Origin of the sequence: Corynebacterium sp. (genome assembly GCF_012837295.1) — a bacterium.
Classification (GTDB): domain Bacteria; phylum Actinomycetota; class Actinomycetes; order Mycobacteriales; family Mycobacteriaceae; genus Corynebacterium.
Genome location: NZ_DURI01000068.1, coordinates 1 through 6,728 on the forward strand (window position 1 = coordinate 1; position 6,728 = coordinate 6,728).

Here is a 6,728-nt window from a genome sequence, read left to right on the forward strand (position 1 = left end):
GCGGCAATGCACGCCGGTTCCGGCCCTTCGCGGACCTCTACCGGCAGGCCAACGAGCAGCTCGGCAACGGCGATCTGCCCATCGGGGTCCATTCCCCGGGGTTCGTCGCCGACACCGATGAGGAGGCCCGCGAGCTGCTCATGCCGCACTGGCTGGAGAATCGCAATGCCATCGGCAAGGAACGCGGCTGGGGCCCGGCCGGACCCGACGAATTCATTTCCGAGGTCCGCCACGGCGCCCTCGCCGTCGGTTCGCCGGACACCGTCGCCCGCAAAATCGCCGATGCGATCCGGGCGCTCGACCTCAACCGCTTCGACCTGAAGTACTCCAACGGGCCCATGCCGCACGAGCACCTCATGCGCTGCATCGACCTCTACGGCACCGAGGTCATCCCGCGGGTGCGCCGCATCCTCGAGCGCGAGGATTAGGCCGCCCCCTCGCTCTCGTGCGCCCGCGCTGCTTAGGCGATGGTCACCATCACGGCGCCACCGGCGTCGGCGGCGCCCCTGTAAAACCCCGCGAGCTCGGAAAACCTGCGCCGCAGATCGGCGGCGTCGTCGTCGGAAAGTGAAGCGGCGACGCCGTTGTCGGCCATGCGTGCATCGAAGTCGACGGTCTCCAGCGCTTCGGCGATCTCGCCGACGCGCCCCGGCTCGAGCACCGACGTCAGCGGCTGGCGGCACACGCGCTCGCCGCCGAGGATCGCCTCGCCCAGCGGGTCGCCGACGGTCTGCCCGTCCAGCGGGTTGCCCGTCAGCGCCAAAAGGACGTTCTCCCAGGCCGTGTCGAGATCGAATGCCGCATGATCGCCGATGGCCTCGAAGTGCCCGAAAATCACTTCGCCGGTCGCGCGATCGTCGCCGGCGTCCGCGAGCCCGCGCAGCTCGGCAACCTCGCCGTCGCCCAGTCGTAGGTATTCGGCGCACATTCCCATCGGCATCGCGGCATCCCTTCTCGTCGTTTGGTTCGGGAGCCGAGTCTAGGCGACTCCGCTTTACGACGACCCCGTGGCGCCCGTCTCGGTCGCGGAGCCGGTGGTCGACGCCGCCTTGCCGTCGCGCGTCGCCGACGCCGGGGTGCAGGAGCGGTACCCCTCGGTCAGCGACGTGAGCTGATCCGCGGTGGCCTGGCCGGCGACCTCTTCGGCGGGGCGGGGGATGCCGTCGTAGCCGATGAGCATCGGCGTCCACTCCGCGTCGGAGACCAGCGGGCCATCGGCCTCCTCATCGGAGGCGGGCACGTCGATGGTCACCGTGAGCACGCCCGTGTGACCGGCGGTGTCGCGGTTGAGGTAGTAGACGAAGTTGCCCGTGCCGTAGTGGACGTAGGAATCGCCCAGCCACCCGTGGCCGTTGACCCGGTGCGCGTGGTCGCCGATGATGACGTCCGCTCCGGCCTTCTCCAGGGTCTTCGAGGCGTCGATGGCGGCGTCGCCCGGGCAGTGCTGGCCCTCGATGCCCCAATGCATCATCGCGACGACGACGTCGTGGGACTCCTTCGCCTTCTTGACCTCCTCGACGAGGCGGTCCATGCGTTCCTCCGGCGCCGACGCGGCGATGCCGGCCTTGTCCGGGCCCGCCGAACGGTTGGCCAGGGTCTCCTCGTACACCTGGCTGGCGCCGATCACGGCGACCTTCACGCCGTTGGCCTCCAGGGTCGCCGGTGCGTAGGCCTCGTCCTCGTCGCGGCCGATGCCCACGACGGGGATGGGGGAGTTCTTCTTCGCCGCGAAGGTGTCCTCGGCGCCCTGATCGCCGTAGTCGAAGGCGTGGTTGTTGGCCATGGTCACGGCGTCGACGCCGGCACCCGCCACCGCATCCAGCGCCGAAGCCGGCGCACGGAACGTGAACGGCTTGCCGGGCCACGGGGTGCCGCGCTCGGTCAGCGCGGTCTCGACGTTGACCACCGACAGGTCCGCCGCCCCCAGCGTCGACTTCAGCTCCGACAGCGAATCCTCGTCGTACGCCAGCGACCGCAGGTGGCTCTCGAACATCACGTCGCCGCCGAAGGCCATGGTCAAGCTGCGGGCGGGAACCCGCTCCTCCTGCGCCTGCTCCTCGTCGCCGATCGTGCAGCCGGCGGTGAAGACGACGCCGGTGAGGGCCAGGGCGGACACGGCACGTCGCAAAGCGGAAGTCATGCGGAAAGCTCCATCGGGTCAGCGATTGCGGCCGCGCAGGGCCCAGAGGATCCCCGCGGCCGAACCGAGCAGAAGAACGCCGGCGATCCAATCGCCGGCGGAGGCGGACGAGTCATCCGTCGACGTGACCGCGGCCTGGCGGGCGCCGGCGGCCTTGGCCACCAACTCACCGTCCTCGATCACGAACTCGCCGCGGGGCGCCGCAGTGAAGATGTCCTCCACGATCTCCGTGGTGGTGTCGGCATCGGCGATGACGTTGACCGCGACGACGAAATCGCGCCCGTACGAGGCGCTGGCGTTCATCGAATCGCGCTCGTCGGCCCACCCGAACTTGGTGCCCATCACGCCCGGCAGCACGTCCGTGCCGAAATCCTGGGCGTACCCGTCGGCGGCGACGGGGTCGGCGTCGGCCAAGGCGGCGAGCACCGGGTCGTCGAAATCGCCCTCCTCGACCTTCGCGGCCAGGAACGTCGCCACGTCGTGCATCGTCGTCGTCGATTTGCCCCACGTCGGGGCGCCGACGGTGTCCTCGAGGCCGTAGCGCTCGGCGACCTCGCGGATCGATTTGGGGAACGCCCAGTACAGCCGGGTGGTGATCCCGTCGTCGGAGGTCTGCAGCATCTCCGTCGCCTGGTCCTTCTGCGCGTCCGTGCCCTCGCGGTAAACGTGGTCCGCGATGTAGATCTTGCAGATGGACAGGCACGTGCGGATCTCGTCCGCGTTCTCCGAATCGGCGCGGAAACCGGTCGGGATGTGGACGTAGGAGACCTGCGTCGCGTAGTCGACGTCGAACTCGCCGTCGTCGAGCACCGGGATCGGCAGAATGTCGCGGCGCACCGGCTTGCGCGTCGTCGAGGGCTTCGGCGAAGAGGTGGTCGGCGAAGAGGTGGTCGGCGACGACGTCGTGGCCGAGGTCGTCGCGGCCGAGGATTTCGACGAGGAGGACTTCTTGGTCGAGGACTTCGTGGCCGATTCCCCGGGGCTCGAAGTGCCGGTGCGCGAGCTCGTCGTCGACGACGGTTTTTCGCTCGACGACTGCGCGGCCGCGCCGGGGGCGATGGCCGCAGCGGCCAGAAGCACCGACAAGGAGGCAGCGACGACGCGCTTCACCGGCACTCACCATCCAATCGACGAATAATCGGCGGGGCACTGGATGTCCCCGCCGCGTGACGGCATAACTCTAGCCCCGTCGAGGTCAACCCACCCAATGAAGTGTCCGGTCACCTGCCCACTGACGGGGTCACCCGGTGCCGGCGGGCCGCCGCTCGCCGCCAGTGCCGGAGATCTCCGCGGTCGCCCGCCGAACGGGTGACCACGGAAGCGCGCCGACCCCGGGATCGTCTGGCCCGGGACTTATGCTGGTCCCATGAACAGCGCATTCGTCCGTTCCCGCACGGCCCGGCGCCGCGTCGCCGGAGTTCTCGCCGCACTGGTGCTCACCGTGACGGGTTGCGCGCAGGCCGACGATGCCCGCCAGCTCATCGTCGACGCGGTCCCCGGAAATGGGGGCCAGGATCAGGACGGCGGCTCGAAGGATCGCCCGAACCCGACGGTCACCGCGGAGCCGGAGCTGACGAAGATCGACGTTTCGGCCCTGGCCGACGCAAACCAGCCCGGCCATTACTCGTTCATGACGGACAACAAGCGGACCTGCCTTTTCAATGACGAGGAAATCTCGTGCACCGGAAAGGCGCCCGCAGATGCGCCGAAGATTTCTGCCCTGGGCAGGCCGAACGCGGTGAAGCTCACCGAGGACGGCAACCAATACGTCATGTTCGAGGGCATGGCCCTGGACCCGGGTGACGTGCATGCGGGCGAGTACTTCGAGCACGGGGGCCTGCGTTGCACGCACGTCGACGCGGAGACCTTCTCCTGCTCGATGGGCGACAGCGGCTTCACCCTGTCCGGCCCCGATGGCGACATGACTTTCGAGGGCACCTTCCTCGACCCGTCGGGGAACGGCTCGAGCTTCGGATCCGATGACTCGGAGTCTTCAGGCTCGTCGGATTCGTCGGGCTCCTCCAACTCTTCGGGCTACGTCACCAGCGTGTCCACGGGGTCGGGCACCGTCCGGGCGTCGTCGCCGTCGTGCGACTCCCGCGGCATCCTCATCCTGGAGTCGGTGGTCGTGCAGTCCGGCGTGGACACGGAGGGGGCCATCGCCGACGCGCTGGCCACGTACCCCGGCAGCGAGTTCACCACGCCGGGCGCTTGCCCGTCGCTGCGCGCGCAGCTCAATGGCGCCGACATCTACGCCGTCTACGTCGATTACGGCAGCGACACCAGCGGTCTGTGCAGTGCGGCGGCGAGCACCGGCGGCAACGCGCGCATCCTCAGCAACCGCAACGAGTACGTCAGCCCCTGCTGATCCTCGCGGCCCCTCGCCGATCCCGGCTGAACCGGGACCACGTGGGCGTCGCCAAGCAAACCGGGTCGGCTACAGATCCGCCGCCCACTGGTCCGCGAACATCTCGAGCACGCGGGCGCGGCCGATGGGCAGGTCCGTGCGCTTCTGCTTTGCGACGTCGACGACCGTGATCCCGGCGGCCAATTCATCGATTTCGTCGCGGTGCGCCGACCAGAACCGGTGGAGGAACGCCAGCGACTCGTCGGTGGGGGCGGCGAAGGCGGCGTTGGGGACGTCCGAGCCGGCGAGATCGCCCATCGCCTTGGCGACGTTGCCGCCGAAACCGGGGAGGCAGCCGAACGCTCCCATCAGGGTGCGCGACGCCGCGGTGGCGGTGCCGCCGGAGTCGGGGACGAGGACGTCGGACAGCTCCCCGTGCGCCTTGAGCAGGCGCTTGCGCTTCTTGCCCTTGCCGTAATCGTCGACGTCGAGGTCGGCGACCTTCTTCGCCCGGTCGGCCAGGACCTCCGCCGCCGACTGGAAGACGACCGCATTCGACGACGTGAGCAGGGGAGACGCGCCCTGGATCACGCCCTGGGCGGCGAGGTAGGCCGCGATGTGCAGGCCGTTGAGCTCCCGGTGCTTGCGCTTGCCGGTCAGCTTCGCGCCCGCGAAATGCAGGCGGCACACGTCCCACGACAGGTGCCGCAGGCGGGACGGGTCGGCGCCCTCCGCGAAGGGCAGGTCGGGGCCGCAACCGCGGTAGGCGGCGACGGCGTCGGTGATGGTGCCCTCGGAAAGTTCGCGCATGAACCCAGTTTATGCCCTTAACGTGGCGTTTCGGGGTGGCGCACCCGGGCATGAGGGAGTGCCGCGGCGCGGGCGGGGTTTGATCGGGCGAAGTTTGATCGGGCCGGGTTCGATCAGGCGGGGTTCGATCAGGCGGTGAGCAGCCCGTGGCCCGCGTGGCGCTGCAGCTCCAGCCAGAAGCGGGCGTCGGTGCCCAGGAAATCGCCGAGGCAAGCGGCGATCTCGTCGTCGACGTGGACGGTGCCGGCCAGCACGCCGTCGATGGTCTCGACGGACAGCCCGGTCTCGGCCGCGAGCTGCGCGGGGTCCAGGCCCAGCGGGGCGAGGAAGCGGGCGCGCAGGACGGTGCCGGGGGTGGGGTCGTTCGTCGGAAGCATCATGGGCGAACCATTCTGATCGTGTCGCGATCGTCGCGGGGCGGCGCCGAATCCGGAGGGGGGCGATTCGGATGTGACGGAGGTCTCTTTTACTTCATCGTGTGTCGCGCGCAATACGTTTCACAACGAAACGGTAACGATTCCATCTCTCCCGTGTGAAGCTAATCGCCGCGCGTGCAGATGTCACGCATTAATTTCCCGTCACCCTGTTACGGGTGTGACGGGGGTGTATCGGTGTTGTCCGGCGACGTTTACGTCGGGCCGTCGCCAAGCGACCGACCTACGCCCCGAAGAACTCGGCCCACTTCGGCCATTCGCGTTCCGCCTGCTTGAGACCGGTCTCGTAGGCGGCGTTGAGCTTGGCCAGGTCGCGTTCGCGGTTGGACATCCGGATCTCGTCCGGGAAGAAGAGGACGGCCTTGCCCTGGCGCTCGAGCTCGAAAAGCTGGGCCCGCGTGGCGTTGTAGCGCTCCGGGCGGTTGATGATCGCCTCCGCCACCGCGGGATTCTTCCGGAAAATGCGGCGCATCATCGCGGGCCGGGTGACCTGCGGCTTCACGTAGGAGCGCTCGCGGCTCATGATCACCAGGAACTTGTCGTAGCCGTCGTCCTGCGCGATCTGCAGCGGGATGCCGCCGGACGGCCCGAGCGCGCCATCGACGTAGCGCACGCCGTCGATGACCGGCGGCACCATGAAGCCCGGCAGGGTCGACGAGGCGCGCACGAACTTCATCAGAGATTGCAGCGAGTCGACGTCGTCGCGCCCCCAGTAGACGTTTTCGCCGGTGTCGGCGCGGATCGCCCCGATGCGCATCTCGGTCTTCGACGCGAGGTAGTGGTCGAAGGGGTACGGGTCGACGCCGGCGGTGGCCACCATCGGCGACTTCTCGTAGATCCACTCCGCGTTGAAGTATCCGCGGCCGCGGAGGAAGTTGCCCCAGCCGCCGAATTCCGGGGTGTCGGTCATGGTGGTGAACGTCGCGCGCGCCCGGGCGATGCTGCCGGACAGGTAGTTCGCGGTCAGCGTCGCGCCGGCGGAGATGCCGCCGACCCA

At 68.9% G+C, this 6,728-nt stretch carries 8 protein-coding genes and 1 pseudogene; 3 read left to right on the forward strand and 6 right to left on the reverse strand.

Annotated features, from left to right (window positions below):
* Positions 1-428, forward strand: a pseudogene (locus tag GX015_RS02385) (LLM class flavin-dependent oxidoreductase); the annotation flags it as partial.
* A gap of 32 nt (positions 429-460) precedes the next feature.
* Here the strand turns inward: GX015_RS02385 and GX015_RS02390 are convergent.
* From GX015_RS02390 to GX015_RS02400, 3 genes are read right to left on the reverse strand one after another with little or no spacing between them, the layout of a single operon-like run.
* Positions 461-940 carry a DUF1877 family protein gene (locus GX015_RS02390; protein WP_291342504.1) on the reverse strand — a complete coding sequence of 160 codons (480 nt, stop codon included), beginning with the start codon at positions 938-940 and terminating at the stop codon, positions 461-463.
* A 54-nt stretch (positions 941-994) separates the two neighbouring features.
* Complete coding sequence (locus GX015_RS02395; RefSeq protein ID WP_257996079.1) at positions 995-2,140, reverse strand: CapA family protein; 1,146 nt, start codon at positions 2,138-2,140, stop codon at positions 995-997.
* A gap of 18 nt (positions 2,141-2,158) precedes the next feature.
* On the reverse strand, positions 2,159-2,977 hold the full coding sequence (locus GX015_RS02400; protein ID WP_291342507.1) for a hypothetical protein: 819 nt from the start codon (positions 2,975-2,977) through the stop codon (positions 2,159-2,161).
* On the opposite strand from GX015_RS02400, the gene GX015_RS02405 reads away from it, so the two are divergent.
* A complete protein-coding gene (locus tag GX015_RS02405) occupies positions 2,964-3,278 on the forward strand; it encodes a hypothetical protein (RefSeq protein ID WP_291342509.1) in 315 nt (104 codons plus the stop codon). The two genes, GX015_RS02400 and GX015_RS02405, sit on opposite strands and share 14 nt — an antisense overlap.
* A gap of 228 nt (positions 3,279-3,506) precedes the next feature.
* Positions 3,507-4,508, forward strand: coding sequence for a hypothetical protein (locus GX015_RS02410; RefSeq protein ID WP_291342511.1), 1,002 nt, complete (start codon positions 3,507-3,509; stop codon positions 4,506-4,508).
* 69 nt (positions 4,509-4,577) lie between these two features.
* On the opposite strand, the gene GX015_RS02415 is transcribed toward GX015_RS02410, so the two are convergent.
* From GX015_RS02415 to GX015_RS02425, 3 genes are all read right to left on the reverse strand, one after another.
* A complete protein-coding gene (locus GX015_RS02415) occupies positions 4,578-5,297 on the reverse strand; it encodes a hypothetical protein (RefSeq protein WP_291342513.1) in 720 nt (239 codons plus the stop codon).
* 128 nt (positions 5,298-5,425) lie between these two features.
* Positions 5,426-5,677, reverse strand: coding sequence for a HigA family addiction module antitoxin (locus tag GX015_RS02420; protein WP_102214444.1), 252 nt, complete (start codon positions 5,675-5,677; stop codon positions 5,426-5,428).
* Between the two features lie 277 nt (positions 5,678-5,954).
* Positions 5,955-6,728, reverse strand: a 774-nt coding sequence (locus GX015_RS02425; protein WP_291342516.1) for a patatin family protein, incomplete at its 5' end; no start/stop codon positions are given.

What these genes read in the sequence shown, in the direction of transcription:
- GX015_RS02390 (WP_291342504.1), bottom strand. Translation starts at nt 940, where the DNA reads ATGCCGATGGGAATGTGCGCCGAATACCTACGACTGGGCGACGGCGAG.
- GX015_RS02395 (WP_257996079.1), bottom strand. Translation starts at nt 2,140, where the DNA reads ATGACTTCCGCTTTGCGACGTGCCGTGTCCGCCCTGGCCCTCACCGGC.
- GX015_RS02405 (WP_291342509.1), top strand. Translation starts at nt 2,964, where the DNA reads ATGTCGCGGCGCACCGGCTTGCGCGTCGTCGAGGGCTTCGGCGAAGAG.
- GX015_RS02410 (WP_291342511.1), top strand. Translation starts at nt 3,507, where the DNA reads ATGAACAGCGCATTCGTCCGTTCCCGCACGGCCCGGCGCCGCGTCGCC.
- GX015_RS02415 (WP_291342513.1), bottom strand. Translation starts at nt 5,297, where the DNA reads ATGCGCGAACTTTCCGAGGGCACCATCACCGACGCCGTCGCCGCCTAC.
- GX015_RS02420 (WP_102214444.1), bottom strand. Translation starts at nt 5,677, where the DNA reads ATGATGCTTCCGACGAACGACCCCACCCCCGGCACCGTCCTGCGCGCC.